The organism is Fictibacillus sp. 23RED33, assembly GCF_015903925.1.
Classification (GTDB): domain Bacteria; phylum Bacillota; class Bacilli; order Bacillales; family Fictibacillaceae; genus Fictibacillus; species Fictibacillus phosphorivorans.
In genome coordinates this window covers 341954-367951 of sequence record NZ_JACZDX010000003.1, presented here as the reverse complement: position 1 = coordinate 367951, position 25998 = coordinate 341954, and the positions used below count along the sequence as shown (strand labels likewise).

General features: G+C 38.4%; 28 protein-coding genes and 6 tRNA genes. 26 read left to right on the top strand and 8 right to left on the bottom strand.

Features of this window, described 5'->3' with window-relative positions; all coding sequences use genetic code 11:
* Positions 1-20 precede the first annotated feature (20 nt).
* The 4 genes from IHV09_RS13760 to IHV09_RS13745 all read left to right on the top strand — a co-directional run bounded on the left by IHV09_RS13760 (position 21) and on the right by IHV09_RS13745 (position 4222).
* A complete protein-coding gene (locus tag IHV09_RS13760; protein ID WP_197264710.1) occupies positions 21-1634 on the top strand; it encodes an AMP-binding protein in 1614 nt (537 codons plus the stop codon).
* Between the two features lie 241 nt (positions 1635-1875).
* The gene (cccA, locus tag IHV09_RS13755; protein WP_066237583.1) at positions 1876-2220 is read left to right on the top strand and encodes a cytochrome c550; all 345 of its coding nucleotides are present in this window, start codon (positions 1876-1878) and stop codon (positions 2218-2220) included.
* Positions 2221-2402: 182 nt separating this feature from the next.
* Positions 2403-3104 (top strand): tRNA (adenine(22)-N(1))-methyltransferase, encoded by a 702-nt coding sequence (locus tag IHV09_RS13750; RefSeq protein WP_197193821.1) that lies wholly within the window; start codon positions 2403-2405, stop codon positions 3102-3104.
* Positions 3101-4222, top strand: coding sequence for a Nif3-like dinuclear metal center hexameric protein (locus IHV09_RS13745; RefSeq protein ID WP_197264709.1), 1122 nt, complete (start codon positions 3101-3103; stop codon positions 4220-4222). The genes IHV09_RS13750 and IHV09_RS13745 overlap by 4 nt, the downstream gene beginning before the upstream one ends.
* Positions 4223-4282: 60 nt before the next feature.
* Here IHV09_RS13745 and IHV09_RS13740 read toward each other — a convergent pair whose 3' ends face one another.
* Both IHV09_RS13740 and vrrA read right to left on the bottom strand, forming a co-directional pair.
* Entirely contained in the window at positions 4283-5230 is a 948-nt protein-coding gene (locus IHV09_RS13740; RefSeq protein WP_197133158.1) for a 4-hydroxy-3-methylbut-2-enyl diphosphate reductase, read from the bottom strand.
* 117 nt (positions 5231-5347) lie between these two features.
* Positions 5348-5974 carry a VrrA/YqfQ family protein gene (gene vrrA, locus IHV09_RS13735; protein ID WP_197133156.1) on the bottom strand — a complete coding sequence of 209 codons (627 nt, stop codon included), beginning with the start codon at positions 5972-5974 and terminating at the stop codon, positions 5348-5350.
* 175 nt (positions 5975-6149) lie between these two features.
* Here vrrA and IHV09_RS13730 point away from each other — a divergent pair, with 175 nt between their 5' ends.
* The gene (locus IHV09_RS13730; RefSeq protein WP_197133153.1) at positions 6150-7433 is read left to right on the top strand and encodes a DEAD/DEAH box helicase; all 1284 of its coding nucleotides are present in this window, start codon (positions 6150-6152) and stop codon (positions 7431-7433) included.
* Positions 7434-7456: 23 nt separating this feature from the next.
* Complete coding sequence (locus tag IHV09_RS13725; protein ID WP_197191459.1) at positions 7457-8350, top strand: deoxyribonuclease IV; 894 nt, start codon at positions 7457-7459, stop codon at positions 8348-8350.
* Between the two features lie 63 nt (positions 8351-8413).
* On the opposite strand, the gene IHV09_RS13720 is transcribed toward IHV09_RS13725, so the two are convergent.
* A complete protein-coding gene (locus IHV09_RS13720) occupies positions 8414-8674 on the bottom strand; it encodes a DUF2624 domain-containing protein (RefSeq protein WP_066396234.1) in 261 nt (86 codons plus the stop codon).
* 101 nt (positions 8675-8775) lie between these two features.
* Positions 8776-10035 (bottom strand): NCS2 family permease, encoded by a 1260-nt coding sequence (locus IHV09_RS13715; RefSeq protein WP_197133148.1) that lies wholly within the window; start codon positions 10033-10035, stop codon positions 8776-8778.
* Positions 10036-10326: 291 nt separating this feature from the next.
* Between IHV09_RS13715 and IHV09_RS13710 the strand changes: the two genes are divergently transcribed.
* The 9 genes from IHV09_RS13710 (at position 10327) to IHV09_RS13670 (ending at position 16592) form a co-directional block, all read left to right on the top strand.
* Complete coding sequence (locus IHV09_RS13710) at positions 10327-11076, top strand: metal ABC transporter ATP-binding protein (RefSeq protein ID WP_197264708.1); 750 nt, start codon at positions 10327-10329, stop codon at positions 11074-11076.
* Entirely contained in the window at positions 11073-11945 is an 873-nt protein-coding gene (locus IHV09_RS13705) for a metal ABC transporter permease (RefSeq protein WP_144699028.1), read from the top strand. The genes IHV09_RS13710 and IHV09_RS13705 overlap by 4 nt, the downstream gene beginning before the upstream one ends.
* Before the next feature lie 13 nt (positions 11946-11958).
* Positions 11959-12879, top strand: a complete 921-nt coding sequence (locus IHV09_RS13700; RefSeq protein ID WP_305069431.1) for a metal ABC transporter substrate-binding protein — start codon at positions 11959-11961, stop codon at positions 12877-12879.
* Positions 12880-12981: 102 nt separating this feature from the next.
* Positions 12982-13635, top strand: a complete 654-nt coding sequence (locus IHV09_RS13695) for an HAD family hydrolase (protein ID WP_197264707.1) — start codon at positions 12982-12984, stop codon at positions 13633-13635.
* 122 nt (positions 13636-13757) lie between these two features.
* Positions 13758-14534 carry a metal ABC transporter ATP-binding protein gene (locus IHV09_RS13690; protein ID WP_197133138.1) on the top strand — a complete coding sequence of 259 codons (777 nt, stop codon included), beginning with the start codon at positions 13758-13760 and terminating at the stop codon, positions 14532-14534.
* Positions 14535-14546: 12 nt separating this feature from the next.
* Positions 14547-15395, top strand: a complete 849-nt coding sequence (locus IHV09_RS13685; RefSeq protein ID WP_197133135.1) for a metal ABC transporter permease — start codon at positions 14547-14549, stop codon at positions 15393-15395.
* Between the two features lie 8 nt (positions 15396-15403).
* Entirely contained in the window at positions 15404-15817 is a 414-nt protein-coding gene (locus tag IHV09_RS13680; RefSeq protein WP_197194915.1) for a Fur family transcriptional regulator, read from the top strand.
* 69 nt (positions 15818-15886) lie between these two features.
* Positions 15887-16099: a DUF1540 domain-containing protein gene (locus tag IHV09_RS13675; protein WP_144699038.1), complete on the top strand. Its 213-nt coding sequence runs from the start codon at positions 15887-15889 to the stop codon at positions 16097-16099.
* A 115-nt stretch (positions 16100-16214) separates the two neighbouring features.
* On the top strand, positions 16215-16592 hold the full coding sequence (locus tag IHV09_RS13670; RefSeq protein WP_197133132.1) for a DUF4190 domain-containing protein: 378 nt from the start codon (positions 16215-16217) through the stop codon (positions 16590-16592).
* Positions 16593-17029: 437 nt separating this feature from the next.
* Here IHV09_RS13670 and ispG read toward each other — a convergent pair whose 3' ends face one another.
* Together ispG and IHV09_RS13660 are read right to left on the bottom strand one after the other, a co-directional pair.
* The gene (ispG, locus tag IHV09_RS13665; protein WP_197133130.1) at positions 17030-18142 is read right to left on the bottom strand and encodes a flavodoxin-dependent (E)-4-hydroxy-3-methylbut-2-enyl-diphosphate synthase; all 1113 of its coding nucleotides are present in this window, start codon (positions 18140-18142) and stop codon (positions 17030-17032) included.
* Between the two features lie 101 nt (positions 18143-18243).
* Complete coding sequence (locus tag IHV09_RS13660) at positions 18244-18567, bottom strand: LysM peptidoglycan-binding domain-containing protein (RefSeq protein ID WP_197133128.1); 324 nt, start codon at positions 18565-18567, stop codon at positions 18244-18246.
* A 168-nt stretch (positions 18568-18735) separates the two neighbouring features.
* On the opposite strand from IHV09_RS13660, the gene IHV09_RS13655 reads away from it, so the two are divergent.
* Positions 18736-19611, top strand: coding sequence for a DUF1002 domain-containing protein (locus IHV09_RS13655; RefSeq protein ID WP_197133126.1), 876 nt, complete (start codon positions 18736-18738; stop codon positions 19609-19611).
* Positions 19612-19643: 32 nt separating this feature from the next.
* On the opposite strand, the gene IHV09_RS13650 is transcribed toward IHV09_RS13655, so the two are convergent.
* Positions 19644-20183, bottom strand: a complete 540-nt coding sequence (locus IHV09_RS13650; protein WP_197264706.1) for a DUF1189 family protein — start codon at positions 20181-20183, stop codon at positions 19644-19646.
* 190 nt (positions 20184-20373) lie between these two features.
* Here IHV09_RS13650 and IHV09_RS13645 point away from each other — a divergent pair, with 190 nt between their 5' ends.
* The 9 genes from IHV09_RS13645 (at position 20374) to IHV09_RS13605 (ending at position 24203) form a co-directional block, all read left to right on the top strand.
* A complete protein-coding gene (locus IHV09_RS13645; RefSeq protein ID WP_197133413.1) occupies positions 20374-21978 on the top strand; it encodes a Na/Pi cotransporter family protein in 1605 nt (534 codons plus the stop codon).
* Between the two features lie 72 nt (positions 21979-22050).
* Positions 22051-22533 (top strand): DUF456 domain-containing protein, encoded by a 483-nt coding sequence (locus tag IHV09_RS13640; RefSeq protein ID WP_197133122.1) that lies wholly within the window; start codon positions 22051-22053, stop codon positions 22531-22533.
* A 153-nt stretch (positions 22534-22686) separates the two neighbouring features.
* Positions 22687-22761, top strand: a tRNA-Asn gene (locus IHV09_RS13635).
* A gap of 4 nt (positions 22762-22765) precedes the next feature.
* Positions 22766-22842: transfer RNA gene (locus IHV09_RS13630), tRNA-Met, on the top strand.
* Between the two features lie 22 nt (positions 22843-22864).
* Positions 22865-22940: transfer RNA gene (locus tag IHV09_RS13625), tRNA-His, on the top strand.
* Between the two features lie 25 nt (positions 22941-22965).
* Positions 22966-23042, top strand: a tRNA-Ile gene (locus tag IHV09_RS13620).
* 7 nt (positions 23043-23049) lie between these two features.
* Positions 23050-23142: transfer RNA gene (locus IHV09_RS13615), tRNA-Ser, on the top strand.
* A 158-nt stretch (positions 23143-23300) separates the two neighbouring features.
* Positions 23301-23376, top strand: a tRNA-Phe gene (locus IHV09_RS13610).
* A 215-nt stretch (positions 23377-23591) separates the two neighbouring features.
* Positions 23592-24203 carry a superoxide dismutase gene (locus IHV09_RS13605; RefSeq protein ID WP_197133120.1) on the top strand — a complete coding sequence of 204 codons (612 nt, stop codon included), beginning with the start codon at positions 23592-23594 and terminating at the stop codon, positions 24201-24203.
* Here IHV09_RS13605 and IHV09_RS13600 read toward each other — a convergent pair whose 3' ends face one another.
* Positions 24204-24464: a hypothetical protein gene (locus tag IHV09_RS13600; RefSeq protein ID WP_197133118.1), complete on the bottom strand. Its 261-nt coding sequence runs from the start codon at positions 24462-24464 to the stop codon at positions 24204-24206.
* A 232-nt stretch (positions 24465-24696) separates the two neighbouring features.
* Between IHV09_RS13600 and IHV09_RS13595 the strand changes: the two genes are divergently transcribed.
* Entirely contained in the window at positions 24697-25974 is a 1278-nt protein-coding gene (locus IHV09_RS13595) for an MFS transporter (protein WP_197264705.1), read from the top strand.
* The last annotated feature ends 24 nt before the right edge of the window (positions 25975-25998 follow it).

Genomic DNA, 25998 nt, shown 5'->3' with positions numbered 1-25998 from the left:
ATCAAGCGATGGGGTGAATTATGGCTGAACTAATGAAAGTAACTGTAGGGGATTGTTTAAGAAAACAAGCGTTGGAACTTAAGGATCAAGAAGCTATGGTTTACAGCAAACTAGGAATTCGCTACACCTATCAAGAATTTTATGAATTAACGACTAAAGTTGCCAAAGGCTTGATGGCTATGGGGATTGAAAAAGGAGATCATATAGCAGTTTGGGCTACCAATGTACCTGAGTGGCTGCTGCTTCAGTTCGGTTCTGCACGTGCTGGTGCTGTTCTTGTCACGGTCAACACGAATTATCAATCTTCTGAATTAGATTACTTGTTGAAGCAGTCTGATGCAAAAGCTTTATTCTTTATCGAACAATTCCGTACTACATCTTACAAAGATATGGTGGACTCTGTGAGAGACCGATCATCTGAATTTCCTGTATTAAAACATTTTATTCAACTAGATGCGGAATCATCTTCTTATGAGACTTTTTTAGATATGTTGGAAGCAGGAAAGGTTATATCAGATGAAGAGCTTGAAATAAGAGAAGCTTCTCTTCACTGTGATGACGTCATCAATATGCAGTACACGTCAGGAACGACAGGATTTCCGAAAGGGGTCATGCTGACTCATTACAATATTGTAAATAACGCTAGGCAGATCGCGGATAGCATGAACTTAACGAATGCAGATCGATTGTGCATACCTGTACCGTTCTTTCATTGCTTCGGCTGTGTATTAGGTACCCTTGCAGCAGTTTCAGTCGGAGCTACGATGGTACCGATCGTGCAATTTGATCCTCAGGAAGTTTTAGAGACGGTTCAAAACGAAAAGTGTACAGGGTTGCATGGAGTCCCTACAATGTTCATCGCAGAACTGAACCTTCCTGATTTTGATTCTTATGATTTAGGCACACTTCGCACAGGAATCATGGCGGGATCACCTTGTCCGATTGAAGTCATGAAGAAAGTAATCGAGAAGATGGGAATGTCCGAGATTACGATTGCCTACGGCCAAACAGAGTCATCCCCTGTTATTACGCAAACGAGAACAGACGATCCGATAGAGCGCAGAGTAGAAACGGTTGGAAAGAAGCATTCTCAAGTAGAAGCAAAAGTGGTCGATCCGATAACAAATCAAGAAGTGAACCATGGTGAACAAGGCGAACTTTGTACAAGAGGTTACCATGTTATGAAAGGCTATTATAAGATGCCTGAAGCAACGGACGAAGCGATTGATAGAGATGGATGGCTTCATACGGGAGATCTCGCGACTGTTGATAAAGAAGGTTACTTTAGGATTACAGGCCGCCTAAAAGATATGATCATACGTGGCGGTGAGAACGTATATCCGAGAGAAGTCGAAGAGTTTCTCTATTCTCATCCTTCCATTTTAGATGTACAAGTGATTGGTGTTCCTGATAAAAAATTTGGAGAAAAAGTAGCAGCATGCATCCAGTTAAAAGAAGGTCATACACTTTCTAAAGATGAATTGAAGAGTTATTGTAAAGGAAAGATTTCTCACTTTAAGATTCCAGAATATTATCTCTTTCTTGATCAATATCCGATGACGGCTTCTGGAAAAGTACAAAAATTTAAGCTTCGAGAACAAGCGATTGAGGCACTTTCAGTTATGCATGAATAGCCACCAGTAGTGTGGCTTTTTTGTTTTTTTGTGCCTTCTCACCTGAAGTAAATGACTGAATCTACAAAAGTTAGGCAAAAAAGTTTAAAAAGTTAATGCTGTGACAAAACTGGGAAAAATAGAGTTTGTACTTCCCAAGTAAACGCTTTTACAGTACAATAGGTTATGGATTGTTTACTATACATATTTAAGTTTATTAAGATCACAACACTTGTAGTGTACAGATGAAGGAGGAATTTGCATGAAACGTAATCCACTCATTCCTTTTGCCATTATTGGAGTTATTGGAATTGTTCTTATGCTTACAATGGGCGGATATGGTATCAACAAAATTCATACGGCTAGTCAAGATAAAGAAAAGGCTGCTATGGATCCAGAAGCAATCTATAAGCAGAACTGTTCTTCTTGTCATGGACAGAACTTAGAAGGTAATGTTGGTCCTGCACTGGAAAAGATTGGTGGCAAGTACAAGCCTGAAGAAATTGCAGATATCGTGAAGAACGGTAAAGGATCTGGAATGCCAGCAGGGCTAGTTAAAGGTGAAGAAGCAAAAATATTAGTTGATTGGTTAGCAGAAAAAAAATAAAATAAGAAGAGCTTCTTGTTATTAATAACAGGAAGCTTTTTTCTTTGTGCATCCAGAAGTAAATTATGAACAAGACGATAGTATTTTTATATATGCTTTTTGGTCAACCAGGCCGTCTTTACAAAAAATAATAAAAGTTTGAGAATACTAAAAGGAACAAACTAATTGAAACGGTGATGAAAATGAATTCAGAAAAATTATCAAATCGACTAGAGCGAGTAGCTTCATACGTACCTGAAAACACAATATTAGCAGATATCGGTTCTGACCACGCTTATCTTCCTTGTTATTTAGGACTGAAAAAAGTGATAAAAAAAGGAATTGCAGGTGAGATTACTGACGGTCCTTATTTATCAGCGAAAGAACAGGTGGTTCTAGATAACCTGACCGATGTGATCGAAGTAAGAAAAGGTGATGGACTTTCAGTACTGAACCCAGACGAAGCAGAAGTTATCACAATCTGTGGCATGGGCGGGTCTTTAATCACATCTATACTTGAAAAAGGGAAGAATAAGTTTGGGTGTGCAAAACGTCTTATTCTTCAACCTAATATTGGATCAAAAACAGTGAGAAAGTGGCTATTAAAAGAGGATTGGGTATTAATCGCTGAAGAAATCTTAAAAGAAGATGGTAAGATTTACGAAATCCTTGTAGCTGAACGTTCTGGTGAACAACCTTATACAGAACATAAAGAAGCGGAATTATTATTCGGACCATTTTTATTAAAACATCAGAACGAAGCGTTTAAAGAAAAGTGGGCTGGGGAAGTCAAACAATGGAATGCGATATTGACTCAGATGGAAAATAGTTCAGGAGTAACAGCAGAAGAAAAAAGAGAAGAACTAAGAAGAAACATTAAACACGCAGAGGAGTGGATTTCTTGAGTAAATGTGCAAGTGGGCAATACATCATTTCTCTATTAGAAGGGTTCGCACCTAAAAAGATGGCTGTAGAAGGTGATCCTATCGGATTGCAAGTTGGTTCATTAAACAAGCCTATAAAAAAAGTGATGATCGCACTTGATGTTTTAGAAAGTGTAGTAGATGAAGCGATTGAAGGTAAAGTAGATCTCATTATTGCTCACCATCCATTGCTTTACCGTCCATTGAAAAAGATCGATACCAGCACGTCAAAAGGAAAAGTAATCGAAAAATTAATCAAGAACGATATAACGGTTTACGCAGCACATACGAACTTAGATGTTACTAGGCTAGGTGTGAATGAATGGTTGGCTGATCAATTGCAATTAATGAGCACAGAGGTGTTATCTACAACCTATGAAGATCAACTCGTAAAGTTATCTGTGTTTGTACCTCGTACACATGAAGAACAAGTAAGACTTGCCATTGGCAATGCTGGAGCTGGTCATATCGGAAATTACAGCCATTGTTCGTTTTCTAGTGATGGAACTGGCACGTTTACTCCACTAGAAGGAACGTCACCCTTTATAGGTAAAGAAGGGCGATTAGAAAAAGTTGAAGAAGTGAAGATCGAATCCATCATGCCACAATCTCTTCAAAAAGCCGTTGTATCGGCGATGAGAAAAGCGCATCCTTATGAAGAGGTAGCGTTTGATCTCTATCCGCTACTAAACAAAGGTGAAGAACTTGGAATTGGAAAGATCGGAAAGCTTCCTGAAGAGATGAACCTTCAAGAATTTGTTGATCATGTAAAAAATGCATTTGGAATTTCGAGTCTTCGTGTTATTAAAGGAAAAAAATCTATGATAAGAAAAGTAGCCGTAGTCGGAGGAGATGGAAACAAATATATTTATCCCGCTCTTCATAAAGGTGCAGATGTATTAGTAACAGGAGATATCTATTACCATAATGCACATGATGCACAAGAAGAAGGCCTTACAATCGTAGACGCAGGACATCATATCGAACAGATCATGAAGAGGAAGCTCAAGGAATTACTTGAACAAAAAATAGATGCCAACAAATATGAGACTGAAGTTGTAGAATCAAACATCATCACAGATCCTTTTACCTTTATGTAGACTAGACTCATACACTTACAAAAAAAAAAGAAAAGCCGGGATATACCCGACTTTTCTTTTTTATGACTTTTTCTCTTTAACTTTTGGAAGTATGCGATTAAGTGTTACCTTACGCTCTTTTTTCCATGTCTCTTCATTTTGGTCATCATAGTTTTTTAGGAAATCGATAACTTCTTTCGTTATAGGTGTTGGTGTAGAAGCACCAGATGTGATTCCTACTTTTTTGACACCCTCTAACCAACTCAACTCAATTTCAGATACATCAGAAATTCGGTATGCTTTTGTTCCTGCAATTTCTTCTGAAACTTGTGCCAAACGATTTGAGTTATTACTTCTAGGGTCACCAACTACAAGAACAAGATCACAATCACCTGCTTGGTTCGCAACAGCTTCTTGTCTGACCTGAGTGGCTAAACAGATCTCTTTATGAACCTCTGCAGAAGGATATCTCATAAGCAATCTTTTGATGAGTTCGGCTACATCCCATTGACTCATCGTCGTTTGATTTGTAATGAGTATCTTTTCGCTGTTCACGTTAAGTGAATCTAGATCATCCGTATTTTCTACAAGATGTACGATATGAGGTGCAATTCCTATCGCTCCTTCTGGTTCAGGGTGACCTTTCTTACCGATATAGATGATCTCATATCCTTCTTTTTCTTTTTCACGAATGAGGTCATGCGTTTTTGTAACATCAGGACATGTAGCATCGATTTCATACAAGCCCTTTTCATGCGCAATTCGTCTCACTTCTGGAGAAACTCCATGAGCCGTATAAATGACGGTGCCCGATTCAATGTTTCTAATAATATCAAGTCTGTTCGCTCCGTCGAGGGTAATGATCCCTTCATCTTCAAAGGCATCTGTCACATGTTTATTGTGAACAATCATACCAAGTATATAGATGGGTCTAGGCAGTGTCGGATCATTAGCTGCTTGGCGTGCCATGACCATCGCGTCCACAACACCATAACAATATCCTCGTGGAGATATTTTAACGATTTCCATATTCGATCTCTCCTTTATCCATATAAAAGACAGCACAGAGATCTATGCTGTCTTGGGAGATTTACTTCTGTATGTTTTTATTATAAAGGAGAGACCATAAGAACTCAAACACTATACTCATACATATAGTTTCGGCCCCGATAAGTGGTAGCCTTTAGGTACGTTTGTTTTTGGAGCTGTTGGAATAGTTTTTGTAGCATTTGGCGTTTTCTTAATAACAGTTGGTGTCTCGGTCGGTGTGGATGTACTTGTAGACTTAGGTCCAGCTACAACCACCTTTTCTTCAGTTTCTGGTTTTCTTTTTTCTTTCTTTTCATTTTTCTTCACAACATTTTTCTTAGCTTCGCTTTTTTCATTCGTTTCTGTCGTTTGTTCTGTGTTTTCCGGTTTTTCGGAGGTATCTGCCTCAGTATCTTTCTCTGCCTTTGAGCTCGAACCGCTTTGGAAATCTTTAAGAGCTGTCATGATGGAAGGCAGATTTCTCATTGCAGGACCATATTGTTTGATCATAGGTCCCATCGTCTCAGCGACTTTTAAGACCTTTTGCACGTTGTTTAACATCGTAAACACACTTGTTCCACCTGTTATACTTCCACCGCTGCCAATCGTCCCCAAGAACCTGTCGACAGAACCCACCTGACGCGGCATACCATTCATCCCATTCATGTTTTGAAGATAAGGATTTACTTGAAAGGGTTGCATAGGATGCTGAGGTTGATTTGGATATCTATAAAAAGGCTGCATAATTCCCCCTCCTTTCCAAAATAATACGCTCATATATAGAATATGAAAATAGAAAAACATGTGTGATATTTATCCCTGTTTTCTTATTAATCTTAAGGATGGTTGGCTTAAATGCAAAACTTACTCTATAATACTAAAAGTGAAGAATTTATATTTGAAAAGAAAAGGTGAGCGTATGAAATCTCCGTTTGAACGGTTAAAAATAAACGAATCGCTCCAGACTGCTTTAAGCAGTATTGGATTTGAAAGACCAACTGATATTCAAGAGCGTGTAATTCCTGGAATTATCAACGGACAAGACATGATCGGACAATCACAGACAGGTTCAGGAAAGACATTTGCGTTCCTGCTCCCATTGATGCATAGAATAGACATCACAAAAGACGAAGTACAAGCAGTAATCACAGCTCCTACTCGTGAATTAGCACAGCAAATTTATAATGAGTTTCTGAAGATTTCTGAGCATATGCCTGAGGATAAACAGATCCGCGCAAAAGCAATTGTTGGTGGAACGGATAGAAAACGTATGGCTGAGAAGCTTAAAACAGTTCCTCAATTAGTGATCGGAACTCCAGGTCGTATAAAAGATTTGGTAAACGCACAAGAATTAGTCGTATATACGGCTAACATGCTCGTAGTGGATGAAGCTGATCAGATGCTCGATATGGGCTTTATTGAAGATGTAGATTTGATCGCTTCTCGTATGGCTAACGAACTTCAGATGATGGTGTTCTCTGCCACAGTACCAGAAAAGCTGCAGCCATTCTTGAAAAAATATATGCAGAATCCTAAACACGTTCACGTTGAACCTCAGCATATTACTGCAAAAGATATCAAGCACGTTCTTATTCAAACAAAACACAACGACAAACTTCCTACACTGATCAAAACAGCAAGAAATTATAATCCGTATTTTGCGATTATATTTGCAAACACAAAAAAAGCAGTCGATGAGATCGCAGATGCTATGAGTGCCGAAGGAATGAGCGTTGAACGTCTTCATGGCGACATTCCGCCTCGTACAAGAAAGAACATCATGAAACGCGTTCAGAAAGCTGAGTTTCAGTTCTTAGTAGCAACGGATCTTGCAGCTCGAGGTATTGACATTAAAGGTGTCAGCCACATCATCAACTATGAGTTTCCTAAAGATCTAGATTTTTACGTGCATAGAGCAGGAAGAACGGGTCGTGCTGGAATGTCTGGAATCTGCGCATCTCTTTACGAGCAGACCGATCAGCATTCTGTTCAAAAGTTAAAAGAGAAAAAGATTGTTTTCCATATTGAGCAATACAAGAACGGTGAGTGGGTACCTGTGAAACCGAGTAAGAAAAGTACAGGTGCAAAAGAGCAAGATGGCGTTTATGTACCAAAACCACGAAAAGTAAAGCCAGGTTATAAGAAGAAAATGGACGAACAGAAAAAGAAACTTATGAAGAAGAAAAGAAGAAACATCAGATAGTAGGTTAGGGAAGAGGGGAAAATATGATTAAACTAGGATCTCACGTTTCAATGAGCGGTAAAAAAATGCTTCTCGCTGCGAGTGAAGAAGCTGTTTCATATGGTGCCAATACATTTATGATCTATACGGGTGCACCCCAAAACACGAGACGAAAAAAAATTGAAGACCTTAATATCGAAGCAGGAACGAAACACATGATCGAGAACGGCATCGCTGATATTGTTGTTCATGCACCGTATATCATCAACATCGGAAATGCTGTGAAACCTGAAACATTTGAGCTGGGAGTTGATTTCTTAAGAAGAGAGATCGAACGAACTGACGCACTTGGTGCAAAACAGATCGTACTTCATCCAGGAGCACATGTTGGAGAAGGTTCAGAGATTGGAATCAAGAAAATCATCGAAGGCCTTAACGAAGTATTGACGAAAGAGCAAAATGTTCAAATTGCTCTAGAAACAATGGCCGGTAAAGGATCTGAGTGCGGCAAGACATTCGAAGAACTTGCACAGATTATTGATGGTGTAACGCTTAACGAAAAACTTTCTGTTTGTTTTGATACATGCCATACACATGATGCAGGTTATGATATCGTTAATGATTTTGATGGAGTATTGAACCAGTTCGATAAAGTAATCGGAATGGATCGGATTAAAGTTTTCCACATTAATGACAGCAAAAATGTAACTGGAGCTGCTAAAGACAGACATGAAAACATTGGCTTTGGACATATTGGCTTCGATGCCTTAAATTACATCGTTCATCATGAACAATTTAAGGATATCCCGAAGATTCTTGAAACACCTTATGTAGGTACAGATAAAAACAACAAAAGACCTCCATATAAATTAGAGATCGAGATGATCAAAGCAAAAACGTTTGATCCAGAACTTCAGAACAAACTGTTAAACGCATGAGCTCTAGCCAAATACACCTAAGAATAAACAAAAAAAGCCACACATCTGTGCGGCTTTTTTTGTTTACCTATCAATATACGTTTGAATTAAGTATTGGATATAGTTCGCTTTTTCAGGGCTAACTTCTTTTGCGATGGTAGCTATGATCATCTTTCGCTGTGATAGATTTTTGATATCAATCGTCTGCCTTCGCAATATGTTTACGATCTGTACGGCTTCTTTTTGTGAAATGGGAAGCTGATATTGCGCGGCTAGTGAGATCAGTTCGTTCGGACTGATCGAATTAAGTTTCTGATTTACAAAATGAACAATGATTGGATTCATTTAGAAACCCCCTCCCGACTTTCTCATTGTATGAGGGAGAAGGGGAGAAAGTGCTAAAAAAAGACTTCGGAACATTGTCCAAAGTCTTTTTGTTTATATTTTTATACAATTGTATGAAGAATAAAATTCATAAAGAATAAAAAGGCGATTACATACATCGGTGCTGTAACCTGTTTCTTCTGTCCTGACATCCATTTAACAAGCGGGTATGCGATGAATCCAAATGCAAGACCATCCACGATGCTGTACGTTAAAGGTATCAGCGCAATAATAAGAAATGATGGAAACATCTCTGTAAAGTCAGCAAAAGGAATATGCTGAATCTGCTGAACCATCAAACCGCCAATGATAATTAAAATAGGAGCGATAGCCCCATCAGGAATATAGGCGATGAAAGGTGCTGCAAACATGGAAAAAAAGAACAACACAGCAACTGTAATACTTGTGATTCCTGTTCTTCCGCCTTCTTGAATTCCAGATGCACTCTCTACCGTTGAGATTGTTGGACTAGTTCCAAATAAGCCGGAAACGATAGATGAAGCAGCATTCGCTTGGAAAGCTTTTGGAAACTTTTCTTGATCAGGTAACAGGCCATACAACAATCCCATATTCTCGAATGTGATGATCATGGTTAATGAGAACGTTGCTATCCAAAAGGAAAGCTCTGTTATCCCTGAAAAATCAAATGCGAATAACAATTCACCAAACGGCTTAAAGGAAAATCCTTCAGACATGCCTTTAACTTCTTGTGTATGACCCATAAAGAATCCAATAAGAGTAGTTAAAGCAATCCCGATTAAAAAACTTCCTTTAACGTTTTTTAGAAACAATGCCAGTGTGACCGAAAGACCAATTACCGTTAGGATAGCATCAGGACGATCTAAATGTCCTAACTTTACAAAAGTTGCGGAGCTCGCTTCGATGATTCCGCCTTTTTGTAATCCAATAAACGTTAAGAATAACCCGATTCCTACTGTGATGCTATGTTTCAATGATTGAGGTATACTTTTTGAAAGTATATCCTTTAAAGGTGTCGAAGCTGCGATTAAAAAGAATATCCCAGACATCACGACAGCAGCAAGAGCTTCTTGCCAACTTAAATTCATACCTTGCACGATGGTATACGTGAAGAACGCGTTTACCCCCATGCCCGGCGTTAATACGATCGGAGCCTTTGCATACAGCCCCATGATCAGACATCCAACTACAGAAGTTAGGATCGTAGCGAGAACTACCCCCTCATATGGCATCCCAGCATCTGCTAATATTAGTGGATTAACGACAATAATATAAGCGATAGTGAAAAATGAGGTGATCCCTGCAAGCACTTCTTTCTTTAGTGAAACTTGATTTTGTTCCATTTGTTCCTTCCTTAAATCTTAAAAAACATCCCTCTCCCACCCAGCAGTTTCCTGCCAGAATTGATTATATAGCAAATGTAGAAATATGGCTAGAGAAAATCGTTTACAATCTTGTGTCCACACTATATAATTTGACTTAAGTAAAAAAGTTGCCTAAAGGAAACATTTACTTCTTCTAAAAATATTCACTTTCCTTCTTTTTGTTTCATACAATTGTGAAGGGATTATTTTTTAATTTAAAGTTGCGCTTGGGCAAAAAAAGTTACTCGACGAAAAAGGAGGTCTTTTTCCATGATACAGGCATTACAAATCAATCATTTATATGTCTCATACTTAGGAAACCAAGTAGTTAAGGATATATCATTCTCAGTGAAACAAGGGAGTTTAGTGGGAATCATCGGACCGAACGGTGCTGGTAAATCAACTATGATGAAAGCCGCTTTAAACTTAATACCAAAAGATAAAGGTGATGTTTCTATATTTGGAGAGTCGCTTAAAAAATGGAGAAAAAAAATCGCATATGTTCCACAGCGTTCAGATATCGATTGGGATTTTCCGATCACAGTATTTGACGTAGTCCTGCTTGGAACGTATCCAAAACTAGGATTATTCAAGCGTCCTTCAAAAAGTGATAGAGAGTGGGCTTATGAATGTTTGAAGATTGTAGGTATGGAAACGTTCAGTAATCGGCAGATCGGTGAACTATCAGGTGGACAGCAACAAAGGGTATTCCTTGCAAGGGCGCTGGCTCAAAAAGCAGAGTTGTTCTTTCTTGATGAACCATTCGTTGGAATAGATGTTGCGAGTGAAGAAACGATTATTCATATTCTGAGAGATCTAAAAAAAGAGGGAAAAACCATTTTGGTCGTACATCATGATTTGAGTAAAGCTGAGTCCTATTTCGATCACTTACTGCTTTTGAATAAAAATATGATTCAATTTGGAGCATCTGAAGAAGTTCTTCGGCCAGAGGTGATCACAAAAGCTTACGCCAATCAGTTCTCATTTCTTCAGCCTAAAGGAGTGAATGTGACATCATGAGTATTTTTGAATTCTTTCAAGCGTTATTTCAATATGAATTTTTACAAAAAGCGTTATTTACCTCAGTAGTTGTAGGTATTATTTGTGGGATTGTTGGATGCTTCATTATTTTAAGAGGCATGGCCTTAATGGGGGATGCAATCTCGCATGCCGTGTTGCCTGGTGTTGCGATCAGTTACATGCTAGGAATCAACTTTTTCTTCGGTGCGGTTATAACGGGGGTTCTTACTGCGATCGGAATCGGATATGTGAGCCAGAATAGCAGAATCAAACATGATATGGCTATAGGGATCATGTTTACGAGTATGTTTGCTGTAGGAATCGTGATTATTACGATGATGAAAAGCTCTGCCGATCTGTATCACATTCTTTTCGGTAACGTTCTTGCTGTTCGAATGAGTGACATGTGGATCACTCTTGGAATTGGGGTACTAGTAATCGGTCTTGTCGTCTTGTTTTACAAAGAGCTCCTTGTTTCAACATTTGATCCAACAATGGCACAAAGCTATGGATTGCCAAACAAATGGATTCATTATTGTTTAATGGCAGTATTAACAATGGTCACGGTTGCATCTTTGCAAACGGTAGGGATTGTTTTAGTAGTTGCGATGCTGATTACACCAGCAGCGACGGCTTATCTCTTAACCAATCGATTATCTGTGATGATTTATCTGTCTGCATTAATAGGTGTTATTTCTTCGGTGTTTGGCTTATATTTCAGCTTTACGTATAACCTGGCATCAGGCGCAACGATCGTTTTAGTTTCAGCTTTTCTGTTTGCACTCGCGTTCTTCTTTTCCCCATCACAAGGAATCGTTTGGAAAGCGCACAAATCTAGAAAAAACAGACTAGAGCTGTTGGAGAAATAGGGAGGATGATTGCATGTTTAAAAGAATGACAAAGCTCTTTTTAGCAGGGGCATTATTAGCGGCTGCAACAGGATGCAGTGCTGGTGAAAATGATTCAGAAAAGGTAAAAGTCGTAGCTACTTATTCTATCATCTATGACTTAGTTAAGAATGTAGGAGGAGACAAGGTAGAAGTTCATAGCTTAGCACCTATTGGTTCGAATCCACATGAGTATGATCCGCTTCCAGAAGATGTTTTAAAAACAACGGATGCAGATGCAGTATTCTATAATGGGCTTAATCTCGAAGAAGGAAATTCTTGGTTTGACAAACTAATGAAAACAGCTGATAAAGATGGCAAAGATGCACCAGTTTACCGTGTTAGTGAAGGGGTAGATGCGATTCATCTGGAATCTAAAGGTCTTGAAAAACAATATGATCCACATGCATGGATGAATATTGAGAATGGAATCAAGTATGTTGAAAACATTCGAGATGCATTGATGAAAGAAGATCCAGAAAACAAAGAGTACTATCAAAGTAACGCTGAAAAATATATTGGTGAACTAAAAGCTCTTCATGACAAAACCATTTCAGAATTAAACAAGATTCCTAAAGAGAAACGTGTACTTACTACGAGTGAAGGTGCATTCAAATATTTTGGAGAAGCCTACAATATGGAAACGGCTTATGTTTGGGAGATTAATTCTGAAAATCAAGGTTCACCACAGCAGATTAAGAGCTTGGTCGATTTTCTAAAAGAAAGAAACGTTCCAGCTCTGTTCGTTGAAACAAGTGTTGATGCAAGAAGTATGGAAACTGTATCAAAAGAAACAGGAATTCCTATTAAAGGAAAAGTGTTTACCGATTCTCTAGGTAAGCCTGGTAAAGATGGAGACACTTACAAAAAAATGATGGAATGGAATACAGAAACCATTATTGAGGGATTAAAATAAAACATTATGAAGAAGCTGAAAATGATTCAGCTTCTTTTTGTTTTTATTAAACAATGCTTTATAATACATAGAGTGAAGTTTGCAATAAAGGTGGAAAAAGGTATGAATATAAAAGCAGTCTGTTTTGATATGGATGGTGTGATTGTAGACACGATGCGTCACCATGTTGAAGCGTGGCGTCATGCATTCAATGAAAATGGCTATGATCATGAAGAGTTGGTCTTTTACTTAAGAGAAGGAATGCCAGGAAAAAATACCATTAAAGATGTTTTTGAACTTTCTAATGTCGATGTTAACAAAGAGATGATTGAAGATATATATGTACAAAAAAGAGATTACTTTAAGAAACATGCTCAATATGATTTTATAGAAGAAACTGTATCTACGCTTAAAGCCTTAAGTAAGGAGCAGATTCCTATTGCTGTCGTTACAGGGAGTAGAAAAGAATTTGTTTTTGAAGTGTTAAGTAAACTTCCTGTGACTTTTGATATAATTGTTACTGGAGATGATGTAAAAGAAGGGAAACCATCTCCTGAACCTTATCTATTAGCTATGGAGCGATATTCCTTCAAGCCATCAGAGTGGCTAGTTATCGAAAACGCACCACTTGGTATACAATCTGCCAAAGGGGCAGGAGCATATTGCTTAGCTATTGAAACGACTCTTGATGAAAAGTATCTAAAAGAAGCAGATCAAATCATCAGACCAAAAGATTTATTGCACAGTGTTAGGAACCTCATAAAAAGTATGGAATAAAACGTGTATAAGCATGCTCACAGAGCATGTTGTTTTACTTTGTACATAATTCGTGTATACTATGAGACAGTTTAAATCGTACTCATTACTACTTATTTTTCAATTTCTCACGGAGGTTACTCATGAATAACAATATAGAATCGATAGCCATTCGTGTAGATGATCTATCGTTTCATTATGGCGATAAAAATGTTCTCCAACATGTAACGATGGAGATAAAAAAAGGATCTTTTCTTGGACTAGTAGGTCCGAATGGTTCAGGTAAATCTACACTAATCAAATGTATATTAGGTCTTCAGAAGCCTCAAGAAGGAAACGTTTATCTATTTGGGGAAAAAGTAAATAAGTTTAATGACTGGGACAAAGTAGGGTATGTTTCACAAAAAGCGAATAGCTTCAATACAGCTTTTCCGGCAACAGCGTTTGAAGTTGTATCGATGGGGCTTTTCGGTAAAGTAGGATTGTTTAGATTCTTAAAAGCTTCAGATAAGAACAAGGTGTGGGAAGCGTTAAGATCAGTGAACATGGATCAGTATGCCCACCAGAACATAGGTGAGTTATCTGGAGGACAGCAACAGCGTATCTTTATCGCGCGAGCTTTAGTCAGTGACCCTGAACTATTGATATTAGATGAGCCTACCGTTGGAGTCGACACTGAATCATCAGATTCTTTTTATAAGATGCTGAAAGAACTGCACCGTGAGAATAACATGACTCTAGTTTTAGTAACTCATGATGTTGGTGTCATGACGAATTATGTTACGGATGTAGCTTGTTTGAATAAACAGATTCATTTTCATGGAAATACAAAAGAGTTTGAGGAAAGCTCTTCTGAAAATATGTCTGCTTTTTATGGTCATCATGTTCATGTGCTTCACCATGATCATGGTCACGAGTAAGGGGAGGAACACATGTTACCGTTCTTAAAATATGAATTTTTACAAAATGCCTTCTTAACAGGAATTATGGTTGGTTTGCTTGCTCCTGTATTAGGGGTTTTTATTGTGGTAAGACGGCAAGCGTTAATCGCAGATGCTTTGTCCCACATCACCTTAGCGGGTATTGCTGCCAATTTGCTGTTAGGAAAATGGTCTTCCTTTTTTGCTGCCGCTAATCCCATCTACATGGGGATGGCTTTCTCGGTAGGTGGAGCCATATTTATTGAACAACTTAGAAAAGTGTACAAGCATTATGAGGAGCTTGCTATACCTATTATCATGTCAGCTGGAATCGGTCTGAGTGTCATCTTTATCTCAATGGCAGATGGTTTTAACACAGATCTGTTCAACTACCTCTTCGGCAGTATTATTGCAGTTAAGCGATCAGATGTTTGGACGGTTTTTGCTATTCTTGTTGTTGTTCTTTTGTTCGTGTTTTTTATGTACAAAGAATTATTTGTCTTATCTTTCGATGAAGAGCAAGGAAAGCTATCTGGAATTCGAAGCAATTGGATCTTGGTTGCTTTTATGGCGATAACAGCTTTAGTCATTGCTGCATCTATGAAGATCGTAGGCATTCTATTAGTATCAGCACTTATGACATTACCCGTTGCTGCAAGCATACGGATCGCAAAAGGATTTAAACAGGCGATTTGGCTCTCCGTTCTTTTTGGTGAGATATCAGTAATCTCTGGCATGTTTCTGTCATACTACCTAGACCTTGCATCAGGCGGAACGATTGTTTTATGCTTGGTTGTCATTTTGTGCTTAAGTATTTTTTATAAAAAATTTACAGGTTCCAGAAAGGTGGGTCACTTGTGAAATTTGCGATGACGATTGAACAAGCAATGGAGCTTTTAAAGAAGAAAGGTTATAAGTATACGGAAAAAAGAAAAGATCTTCTTTCATTATTTGCTCGTGAAAAGAGATATCTTACAGCTAAGGAAGTCCAAGAAGCACTTAAGGACAAGTACCCTGGGCTTAGCTTTGATACGATCTATCGAAATTTAACCACCTTCGTCGAATTAGAATTACTTGAAGAAACAGAGTGGGAAGGTGAGAAGAAGTTTCGGTTTACGTGTTCACATAATGAACATCATCATCACTTAATCTGCCTTACATGTGGAAGTACGAAATCTATTCATACGTGCCCGATGGAAGTGTTAGACAGTGAATTGAACGGTTTTGATGTCACGGGTCATAAGTTTGAGATCTATGGTTATTGTGAAACATGCAAAAATTAAACTTTTTATATGTATTCAAGTATGTATCTCCTTTTATTTAGCCAAGCTAAGGTGAAAGGAGGTTTTTTTATGCCTGAAGTAAAATGTAATGTATCGAATTGTACGTATTGGGGGGAAGGCAACAATTGTGTAGCAGATGCCATTCTTGTTGAGATCGACAAGCATGCAAATATGTCTATTGACATGAGTGCAGACGGTAGCCTCCATGGTGATGCAGCTCATAAAGATGCTGCTCACGATACAGCTGAAACATGTTGTCATACGTTTAAAGCAAAACATTAAACAAAGAGGCCAAAAGCGGGCCTCTTTTTCAATGCCCATAAACTAACATCTATGAAAATGTTACTTTAAAGCCATAATAAGAACGCTCCTTAACACGATAAGAGGGGGAATCATCATGGCATACGAAAGAGATGAACGTACTATTAATAACGAAGCAGCATTTCGTGAAGAGATGGCTGCAGAGGCTGTACCGGTTCCTGTAAGAAGTGATATGACGTTACCTGAGAACGAGAGACCTCGTTATTCAGATCGAGACGATCACAGACATGAGCACGAAGATTCACGGGAAAGAGCTGGAGGTAAAGCGACTGGAATCATCGCAATCATCCTATCTGTTTTATCTTTGTTCATACTTCCTGTGTTGTTTGGGGCAGCGGGTATTATAGTCGGATTCATTGCCAGAAGACAAGGTGCACATTCGCTTGGTAATTGGGCGATTGGAATAGGAGTCGTATCAATTATCATTTCGTTGTTTTTTGCACCATTCTTTTAAAGGAAAAAGGAGCAAAGGAGAAGCTAACCGCTTCTTCTTTTTTATGGAATAAGGCGTTTTAAAAAAGTTTGAGTAGGCTTTGTAGCTTGAAGAAGTAATTGATTTCCGTTTCAGATGCTCGCTTTCCGCGGGGCAGGCGGTGAGCCACATTCGTTCGTTACACTTTTAAGTGAATCGTTTAGCCACGACAAGCAAAAGGTAAATAGACTTAGAAGGGGTACTTTGCTCTTCAAAGACCGTTTAACTTTTGACCTCGACGGGCTAGTCACTGCAACTAGACAGGAGGCTCACCTTTCTCCCCATGGAAAGCGTGCAACCTAGAGCGGAAATCAACTACTTTCAGGAAACACCAATGTATACGAAAACAGTATTTTGAAAAAGCAAAGATCGATTATAGCAATAGAAAAAAGCTCCCAAAGATGGGAGCTTTTTAAAATTTATACTTGCTGAGCTGCAGCTTCAGCTTTTAACTTCTCTTCATGTGCTTTTGCTAAAATGTCGACTTCTTTCTTAAGTTCATCTAATAACTGATCTTCTGGAATCTTCCTTATGATTTCTCCGTGGCGGAATAACAATCCTTCACCACGAGCTCCAGCAATTCCGATATCCGCTTCACGAGCCTCTCCAGGTCCGTTTACAGCACAACCGAGTACAGCAACTTTGATCGGTGCACGTACGTTCGAGATATATTCCTCAACTTCGTTAGCGATTGAGATAAGATCGATCTCGATACGGCCGCAAGTCGGACAAGAAATCAATGTGGCAGCATCGGAAAGCAGGCCGAAAGATTTCAATAGTTCGCGTGCAACCTTAACTTCTTCAACAGGGTCTGCGCTTAGCGAGATACGAACTGTGTTACCAATTCCTTTATGAAGGATCGCACCTAGTCCTGCAGCACTTTTTACAGTACCCGCAAAAAGTGTACCTGATTCTGTGATCCCAAGGTGTAAAGGATAATCAAAGGCTTTTGCAGCTTTTTCATAAGCTTCGATAGCCAGGTTAACATCAGATGCTTTCATGGAAACGATAATATCATGAAAATCAAGATCTTCTAGTATTTTAATGTGGTGCAGAGCACTCTCGACCATACCATCGGCAGTAGGATAACCGTACTTCTCAAGATATTTCTTCTCAAGTGAGCCCGCGTTAACGCCGATTCGAATCGGAATTCCTTTAGCTTTTGCAGCTTTTACTACAGCTTCAACCTTTTCGCGACGACCGATATTACCAGGATTGATTCTAATCTTGTCTGCTCCACCTTCGATGGCTTTCAGCGCAAGCTTATAATCAAAATGAATGTCTACAACTAGTGGAATATTAATTCTCTTCTTTATGTCTGCGATTGCTTCTGCCGCTCGCATATCAGGACATGCAACACGTACCACTTGGCAGCCCGCTTCTTCCAAACGTAAAATTTCAGCTACTGTAGCCTCAACATCATGTGTCTTTGTTGTTGTCATACTTTGTACAATAACCTGATCAGTACCACCTATTGTTAAGTTTCCTACTTTTACAGGTCTTGTTTTAGAACGGTGGGTGATTTCACTCATCGGTGAATCGCTCCTTTTTTCAAATTGACAGTATTATTCTGTCCTATCATCAGTTCATTTTAGCAGGGAACATTTTGTTTTGACAAGTAATGTTATCTCACTCACTTAGAATATAAAGGGAATTTGTAGGATTTACCTAATTGTATACTCTCTGGATTGACTCCAGGGTTTAATGATTTGAAATCTTTGATCATGGATACAATGGAATAATTTTTATTAGAATTAAGTTTCTCTACAACAGAAATTAACGTATCTCCAGGTGTTACTTCATACGTTTTGAAAGTTTGTTTGTTCTTATCTTGTTTCTTTTCTGTATGTATTTCTGCGTTGGCAGGACTAGACTGAGGGAGTGTCCCGATTTTTAAATCATAAGCTACCACATATAAAACAAGCATGATTACACAAACCCTTATGAATCGTTTCATAAAAATCCCTCTCCTTTCGCATATGTTACTATATGCTTGTCCATTTTCTTTATGACAAGTTTAAAGTGACTTCTTTCTTGAGCATGGTGTAAAATGGAAAGGCGGAAGGACAGAAAAATTTAATTTCTGCGTATCTTTGTAGTTGTACCGATTGGAGAGGTGAAAGTAATGAAAAAAGCGAAAATCCTTGCACTGCTATCTATAATGACTGCAGCGCTATTTATTGCTCCATTAACAATGTATGCTGATGCTGTACCTGGCGACATTATCGTTACGTTAGGTGAGAACTTAACAGAAGAACAAAAAAACGAACTTTTAAAAGAAATGGACGTTCCTGCTGATGTAGAATCTGTGGTTGTTACAAACGAAGAAGAGCATCAATACTTAGGTAACTATATTTCAAAAGCGCAAATCGGATCAAAAGCGATCTCGTCGACAAAGATTACAATTGGTGATAAAGACCAAGGGTTGTCGGTCAAGACAAATAATATCAATTGGGTAACAGAAGAAATGTATATGAACGCTTTAACCACTGCAGGTGTGACAGATGCGGAGATCTATGTAACAGCACCATTTAAAGTTTCAGGAACAGCTGCTTTAACAGGTATCATAAAAGCGTACGAGTCTACAGCGCAGATTGAGATTCCAGAAGCTCAAAAACAAGTTGCGAATGAAGAGATGGTAAAGACTGCAGAACTTGGTGAGAGAATTGGAACGAAAGAAGCCACTGAGCTGATGACACGTGTCAAAGAAGAAATTGCCAAAAATCCGGTACAATCAGAAGAAGATCTGCGTGCTTTGATTGAAAAAGTCGCGAAAGACATGGGGATTGAACTGACACAAGAAGAACTAAACGGGTTGCTTGCGTTGTTCAATAAGATGAAAGATCTAAATATAGATTGGGATCAAGTTCAAAATGGCTTAAAGGACATCAGTAATAATCTTGGGGATTTCTTAAAAGATGAGGAAACGCAGTCTTTCTTCCAAAAGATAATTGATTTCTTTATGGCTATCATTGATGCGATCAGATCACTTTTTAAATAGAACTTAAAAAAAAGCGGCCGAAAGCCGCTTTTTTATTTTTTTCTTGGAATCTTAGTTATAGAGAGAACACAAATGAGAAAAGCTAACACCCAAAACCACAAAAATGAATAGGGGATATGTACGTTTACAAAGAAAAGGACCGTTAGTAATACCGATGGAATGGTGATGGAGTAACAAGATAGTACCCAAAGATGTCTGTATGACTGTCTTCTCTTGAGGAGCTTTGCAACAGGAAGAACGAAAGCAGCTAGTATAGAAGCGCCAGAAAATAAGATTCCTGAAAAGAGAACATACATCACTATATATATGACAGCTACAATGATTGGGAAAACGCCATCCAATGTTGATGCGAAATTCTGCATTTGATCAGGATTCAAACCATAACTCTCAAAATTGTTCAAAGGATTATTTTTAGACATAAGACTCACTAAAAATAAGCTGAAAACAGGTATCATACATAACAGTGTCAACAATAAAACATACATGATGGTACTGCCGACCCCTAAGAAACGGAAGTTTGCGATAGATTTTAATGACCACAAACTTTTAACAAAGCGAATATGTAATTTCATGTGAGAAGCTCCTTTAATTGTTAGCATAATTAGTTTACATGAACCAAGAACTTTCGACAATATGCATCAATTGTAAAGGTAATGTTACAAATGCTCTATTTTTATTTACACAAACAATACAAATAGAGATAATGGCGTAGGTTGATAAAAGATAGTTAATAAGGAGCTGTAAACATTGAATTATCAAGAAATGTTATTTCAATTTATCGGAGGACTGGGGATCTTCTTATTTGGTATTAAGTACATGGGAGATGGCCTTCAAAACTCTGCAGGAGACCGATTACGAGAAATACTTGATAAATTAACAACAAATCCTTTTATGGGAGTTTTAGCGGGGATATTCGTAACAGTATTAATTCAAAGTAGTTCGGGTACGACTGTTCTTACTGTAGGACTAGTGAATGCTGGTTTCTTAACATTACGCCAGGCTATTGGTGTCATCATGGGTGCCAATATCGGTACTACGATTACATCATTTATCATCGGTATCGATGTAGGAGAGTACGCACTGCCAATCATTGCAGTTGGTTCGATCTTAATATTCTTCTTTAAGAATCCTAAATACAATTATTTTGGACAGATCACATTCGGTTTTGGAGCACTATTCCTAGGTCTTGAACTAATGGGAGATGGTATGAAGCCACTACGCAGTCTTCAATCATTTCAAGATTTAACTGTTTCTATGAGTGATAATCCGATCCTTGGTGTAGTAATTGGGACGTTATTTACGGTAATCGTACAATCATCAAGTGCAACAATCGGGATTTTACAAGAACTTTACTCTCAAGATATGATTGATCTTAAAGCTGCACTGCCTGTGTTGTTCGGTGATAATGTCGGAACAACGATCACAGCTATACTTGCGGCGATCGGTACGACTGTTGCAGCAAGACGTGCTGCTCTGACACATGTTATCTTTAACTTACTTGGAACATTAATCTTCTTAATCTTACTTGTTCCATTCAGACACTATATTGAATTTCTATCAACAAAGTTAGATTTAGAACCTGCTATGCAGATAGCCTTTGCGCATGGAACATTTAATGTGACGAATGTTCTTATCCAATTCTGGTTTATTGGAGCATTAGCTTACATCGTTACAAAGTTAATTAAAGGCGAAGATGTTCTCATTGAATACAAAGCAAAACATCTCGATGAAATCGTCTTAGAAACAGCGCCATCATTAGCGATTAGACAAGCGAAACAAGAGATCATTCGAATGGCTAACTATTCACAGAACGGATTAAAAGAAGCGATCACATATTTGAACGAAAAAGATAAGAAGAATGCAGACCTTGCCTTGCAATATGAAGAAGCGATTAACAACTTAGATCGCCAAATCACGGCATACTTGGTCAAATTGTCTGCTCATCCATTAACTCCACAAGAATCGAACGAACACTCGATGCTATTAGATACTTCTCGTGATATAGAGCGTATCGGAGATCATATGGAGAATATTATTGAGCTTGTGGACTATCAATTACGAAACAATGTACGTTTAACAGATACGGCCAAAAAGGACCTTGATGAAATGTTTACGTTAACAGTTTCTACTGTTGATAAAGCGGTTAAGGCACTTGAAGAAGGTAATGTTGAACTTGCTAAGGAAGTCTTAAGCTTAGAAGACAAAATCGATAAGATGGAGCGTACACTTCGTAAGCAACACATCATGCGTATGAATGAAGGCCAGTGTGATGGAAATGCTGGTATCGTCTTCGTTGATATCATCAGCAACCTTGAAAGAATAGGCGACCATGCTGTTAACATTGCAGAAGCAGTATTAGAGAAGTAAAATGAAACCAAGAGGCTTTTTAGCCTCTTGGTTTTTTAGTTAGTGTTTTTAGAATATAAAGGAGAAGTACATATGGATATTTTATATTGGATCATCATCGGTCTAGCTTTTGCCATTAGCTTTGTAGCGTTAATCTATCCCATCTTACCGGGTGTATTATTTCTTGCGGCAGGCTTTATCATCTATGGATTTGCGTTTTCGTTCGAACCTTTCACACCATTCTTCATCATTGTTCAAGTGTTATTGTTTATCAGTTTATTTGTCATTGACTATGTAGGAAATGCATACGCAGTGAAGAAAAAAGGCGGGTCAAAGGCAGCTCTATGGGGAAGTACGATCGGTTTGATCGCAGGACCATTTGTTATACCGGTCGCAGGGATCTTGATCGGGCCATTTATAGGCGCAGTATTAGCAGAGCTTCTTTTTCAAAAGAAAGGACTTAAAGCCGCTGTATCAATAGGGATAGGGACTGTTCTTGCCTTTGTCGGTACCACACTTATAAAAGTGCTTACGCAAGCCATTATGATTGGTTATTTTTATTTCCAAGTCTTATAATACGCTCTTGCTAATTATGTACCACCATGCTATATTATTTTTGTTCTGAAAAAGCACAAGTGTTCGTTTAGATGAATTTTAAAAATGTTATTGACTTTAAATGAAACATCGTGCTATAGTAGTTCTTGTCCTTAACAAACGTTAAGACGTTATTCCACAGTAGCTCAGTGGTAGAGCTATCGGCTGTTAACCGATCGGTCGTAGGTTCGAGTCCTACCTGTGGAGCCATTTTGGCGGTGTAGCTCAGCTGGCTAGAGCGTACGGTTCATACCCGTGAGGTCGTGGGTTCGACTCCCTCCGCCGCTACCAAAATGTTTTTTTACTCACGATGGCGGTCGTGGCGAAGTGGTTAACGCATCGGATTGTGGTTCCGACATTCGGGGGTTCGATTCCCCTCGTCCGCCCCATAATATTTACATAAGTTTTTCCAATGGACCCTTAGCTCAGTTGGTCAGAGCGGTCGGCTCATAACCGATTGGTCGTAGGTTCGAGTCCTACAGGGTCCACCATAATCGAGGAGGTATACCCAAGTCCGGCTGAAGGGATCGGTCTTGAAAACCGACAGGGGTTTAACGACCCGCGGGGGTTCGAATCCCTCTACCTCCTCCATTACATATTTGTTTTTTGAAATTTGGCTCGATAGCTACGAGCGTTACAGCACGATTATGCTGCGAGTTGTCTCGACGGATACACCCTAAAAGAATCGTGTAGAGGAAGAGACACAGTAATTATATAAAAACCAAAAATTTTGGTTTAGAAAAATTTTTGGCTCGATAGCTCAGTCGGTAGAGCAGAGGACTGAAAATCCTCGTGTCGGCGGTTCGATTCCGTCTCGAGCCACCATACATATAACATCAACCTTACGATAAGCGTGTCGTAAGGTTTTTTTATGTTTAAAAAGGGTACAGTGTTTAAGAATTGAAAGTTCATTCTAAATTTGATAAGGTAAACATGTTGAATACTTTCTAAACAAGAAAGTTGATTAACTGGTTTCACTTTTCAAGTAACTCTTGAAAATGAACATAAAAAATTTTACATATTATGAGGAGGAAATGAACATGGCTAAATTTGAACTGCCTGCATTACCTTATGAAACAAGTGCACTTGAACCGCATATTGACAAAGAAACAATGGAGATCCACCACGGTCGCCACCACAAAACATACGTTGATAACTTAAACGCTGCTCTTGAAGGACAAGCTGAATTCGAGAACAAAAGCTTAGAGGATCTTTTAACTAATTTAGATGCTCTTCCGCAAAGCATTCAAAACGCTGTTAGAAACAATGGCGGTGGACACGCGAACCACAGCTTATTCTGGGAAGTAATCGCACCAGGTGGAGCGAACACACCTTCAGGCGAACTTGCTGACAAGATCAACAACAAATTTGGAAGTCTTGATGCATTTAAAGAAGAGTTTGCAAACGCTGGGAAGACAAGATTCGGTTCTGGTTGGGCTTGGCTAGTAGTAAACAATGGAGAACTTGAAGTAACAAGCACTCCAAACCAAGATACTCCGGTTATGGACGGGAAGACACCTATCCTTGGACTTGATGTGTGGGAACACGCTTATTATTTAAAATATCAAAACAAGCGTCCTGATTACATTTCAGCGTTCTGGAACGTTGTAAACTGGGATGAAGTTGAAAAGCGTTACAACGAAGCAAAATAATTAAGTAACTAAGCCACTGGCATGCCAGTGGCTTTTTATTATGCCTTTATCATGAATTTCATAATGATCAGATAATGATACTAGTAATTCATCTAGGGTGAAGTTGCCATCACCAAAGGGTACAGTGGACTGAACTACAAATACATTTTTGGATTGAAAGTACCAAAGTAGACGCTGATCTGTATTTTTATCCTTAGAACTCTGTAAGGTTTGAATCAAGAGTTGTTCATCAACAAGATCATATATCCAATACTCAAACAAATTCGTTCACTCCTTCTTTGCAAAAACTTGTTGTTTAAAAATTTTGTTGCTTTTGAATGTTTCTTTTTCACTTACTATGCGACCTATAGTCAACTGAGAGTGGAGATCAACTACTTTTAATGAACATCAAAGTATATGAAAACAACTTTGCAATAAAATCCAATTTCTTTAAAAGTGAATAGCTCCTATCGTCTTGAAAGACACTAACGACGAAATGTAAGGGGGCGAAAACATGAGAATCAAAAAAATCATGGATACCGACCAATACCCTAGGGATTTGTTTTTACTGTTATTTGTAGGTGGATTGTTTACGTTAAGTACGGCTCTATCTAATACATTTGTTAACATATTTCTGTGGAAACAATCGGGAAAGATCACCGATATTGCCTGTTATAACCTTTCTATTGTTGTAATGCAGCCAATAGCGTTCTATTTTGCTGGTTGGTTTGCGAAAAAGATCGATCGCGTCATCGTATTAAGGATTGGAGTTTTCATCCTTGCTTTGTTTTATATAGGAGTCCTTTTGATGGGTTCGATGACAAGTAACTACATCATTTTATTAGGAGCCATGTTAGGATTCGGGTTGGGATTTTACTGGCTCGCGTTTAATGTTCTGACTCTTGAGGTTACAGAACCCGAGACTCGAGACTTTTTTAATGGATATTTAGGTGTTCTAAATTCAATATCAGGAATGATCGGACCACTGAGTGCAGGTTATATCATTACTAGGATGGACAAACATCTGGGGTATGAAACCATATTCAGTATTTCGATGGTTTTATTTTTGATAGCAGTTGTCATCAGTTTTTTTTTAAAGAGGAGAACAGCAGACGGTCTGTACGGTATCAGAAAAGTTTTGCAAGAACGTAAGCACGATAAAGCTTGGTTGCAACTATTAAGAGCACACTTTTTTCAAGGATTTCGGGAAGGTACTTTTATTTTCTTAATCGTCATTTGGGTGTACACGGCTTCTAAAAGTGAATTTGCTCTTGGAACGTATGGTTTCATCCAATCTTTTGTTTCGTTTATCGGATATTATTGTGTATCCCATTACTTGAATCCCAAAAATCGTATGAAGGCGATATTTGGAGGAGGGCTGCTCTTATTCGTATCCCCATTCATGCTGCTACTTCCTATTTCATTTACACTTCTCATTATATATGGAGTATCAGTATCGATCGCTTATCCTTTGTTGTTAGTGCCTTATGTGTCATTAACTTATGATATTATTGGGAAATGCCGTGGTATACACGAAAAAAGGATTGAATATATCGTTGTTCGTGAAATGTATCTAAATGCAGGAAGAATCGTTTCTATTCTTACATTTATCATCGTAGTACACCTTCTATCTGAAGAAAAAGGCATTCCATTGTTACTTCCTATTCTAGGTGCTGGACACTTTATGATTTATTTTTGTTTAAGAAAAGTTTCGTTCCCTATATTTAACTCTTCAAAAACGATTGAGATCGCTGAGACTCAACAAGATGGTAACAACACAAATAAACAATGATTATCTTTTGACATAATTACCTTG